Genomic DNA, 1,795 nt, shown 5'->3' with positions numbered 1-1,795 from the left:
CCCCCCCCAGATTTTGTAAATAATTGTAGGTTAGGTAAATATGATTTTAAAGTAGATAGTTTTGGTAGGAAGTATATTGATGAGGTTAGGTTCAGTTATTGGAAGGATATTCTGAAGGTTGCTGGAGGTAGTGACCTGAGGATAGGTAGAATGATTGTGGATACTCCTGGGGTTATTGACTTTGAGGGTAATGGGCATGTTAGTTATCTTTATATTGATGAAGTTATTTTTAAGGGTAGTAGCTATGTTACGTTTATAGATCATTCCCCGGGTTCAGCTGTATGGGTTCGTGACTTTGGTCAGGATATGGATGATCTGATCCGTCATTTTAATAACAAACAATACGGTGTCCTCTACAAAGACAGTTATTCTCGCTTTAATCGTGAGTGGTATGCTCTGCTCGCTAGCAATGTACCATGGACACCGATTCCTGAGCCGACGACCTGTGGCGCAATTGTTTCTGCCACCGCGCTGGGTCTAGCCCTCATCTCCCGCCGGAGGCGCAAGCGGGAGTCCGCTACTCACGGCCCTTGCTGCAACGCAGCAAGGGCCGTGAGTGGGGTGAGGGTTAATGGGGCTTGTTAAGTCAGGCTTTCGGGATGTGATCTCCAATATCCCACTTCAATGGCCAACTGGAAGAAAACGCTGGAAAGGATTCTTGATGAGAAGGGGAGGTATGATGCCTCCATTGCCTTTGGCGATTTCCGTGTCGTGCTGGTGCGCGTGGGCTATGTGCTGGCGCATCGTTCAGGTAGCCACCAATCTTATCGCCAAAAGGGCTGGGAATTGATGGTCGTGGTACCGCGAGCAGATGGAAAGGCGAAGGAGTACTCAGTCAAAGATTTAAGAAAGGAGCTTAAAGAGCATGGCTACTGACATAAATGACTACGAGATCCGTATCTGGCATGATGCGGTGAATGGTGAGCCTCGTTTCATGGCGCAGGTGGTGGAGTGGCCGGTGTTGAAGGCCGACGGCGAGACTGCGGACGAGGCGGCCCGCGAGATCAGCACTGTCCTCGCCCTCGCCCTCAAAACGGCAAAGGAGTTCGGCGATCCCGTTCCTCGCCCCCGGCGGGCCTCGGCTCGGCGGGCGCGGTTGGTCAGGCACTCTGACGTGCGGAAAGGAAGATCTGTTAGCTCTGGCGCCAAGGCCAAACCGACGGCTATTGCGGCCTAGAGGCGTTTGTGCGCGTCCTCACTGCCCTTCCTCACCGGGTGAGGGCGTAGAGGGCGTAGCCGGAGAGGAGGTTGGGGAGGTGGCGGCAGGGGGTTTTCCAGTCGCCGCGCAGGTGGGCGCGGCGCTGGATGTGGATGCGCCTGACGGTGCAGAAGTGTTCGAAGTCGGCGATGGTGAGCGGGTTGCTGGGGCGGCTCTCGAACCACTCGGTGGTGTAGACGGTGTTGCGCGGCTTGCGTCCGCGCAGGAGCACATCGAGCCGGTTTTTCCAGAAACCGTGGTTTACGAAACCGACGGTGACGCTGCGGCTGATGCGCAGGGCTTCGAGGATTACGCCGCTGGGGTCGCTGAGCTCCTGGACGGTGCGCGAGCAGATGACGTGGTCGAAGTGCCGGTCCTTAAAGGCGCGGGTGAAGCTGTGGATGTCGCCTTGGTAGGCGGTGACGCCGCGGCGCACGCAGTCAGTGATTTTCCCGAAATCGAGGTCTACGCCGATGCCGCGAATGTCCTTGGTCTGCTTCAGATAGGTGAGCAGTTCGCCGCGCCCGCAGCCGAGGTCGAGCACGTGGGTGCCGGGGCTGACCCATTGGCCGATGATCTCCATGTCGATGGTGCGGC

The 1,795-nt window shown here is 56.3% G+C and carries 4 protein-coding genes; 3 read left to right on the top strand and 1 reads right to left on the bottom strand.

Going from position 1 to position 1,795, the window contains the following annotated elements; genetic code table 11:
• From AXK11_RS09950 to AXK11_RS00350, 3 genes are all read left to right on the top strand, one after another.
• A partial coding sequence (locus AXK11_RS09950; RefSeq protein ID WP_197456726.1) for a hypothetical protein occupies nucleotides 1-585 on the top strand: 585 nt, incomplete at its 5' end.
• A gap of 39 nt (nucleotides 586-624) precedes the next feature.
• The gene (locus tag AXK11_RS00355) at nucleotides 625-876 is read left to right on the top strand and encodes a type II toxin-antitoxin system HicA family toxin (protein ID WP_068628208.1); all 252 of its coding nucleotides are present in this window, start codon (nucleotides 625-627) and stop codon (nucleotides 874-876) included.
• Nucleotides 866-1,177 (top strand): type II toxin-antitoxin system HicB family antitoxin, encoded by a 312-nt coding sequence (locus tag AXK11_RS00350; RefSeq protein ID WP_068628207.1) that lies wholly within the window; start codon nucleotides 866-868, stop codon nucleotides 1,175-1,177. Before AXK11_RS00355 ends, AXK11_RS00350 begins: the two co-directional genes overlap by 11 nt.
• A 31-nt stretch (nucleotides 1,178-1,208) precedes the next feature.
• On the opposite strand, the gene AXK11_RS00345 is transcribed toward AXK11_RS00350, so the two are convergent.
• Nucleotides 1,209-1,795: methionine biosynthesis protein MetW (locus AXK11_RS00345; RefSeq protein ID WP_197456725.1), on the bottom strand; the 587-nt coding region annotated here is incomplete at its 5' end.

The organism is Cephaloticoccus primus, from assembly GCF_001580015.1.
GTDB lineage: Bacteria > Verrucomicrobiota > Verrucomicrobiia > Opitutales > Opitutaceae > Cephaloticoccus > Cephaloticoccus primus.
This window is presented reverse-complemented; position numbering and strand designations above follow the sequence as displayed.

What these genes read in the sequence shown, in the direction of transcription:
- AXK11_RS00355 (WP_068628208.1), top strand. Translation starts at nt 625, where the DNA reads ATGGCCAACTGGAAGAAAACGCTGGAAAGGATTCTTGATGAGAAGGGG.
- AXK11_RS00350 (WP_068628207.1), top strand. Translation starts at nt 866, where the DNA reads ATGGCTACTGACATAAATGACTACGAGATCCGTATCTGGCATGATGCG.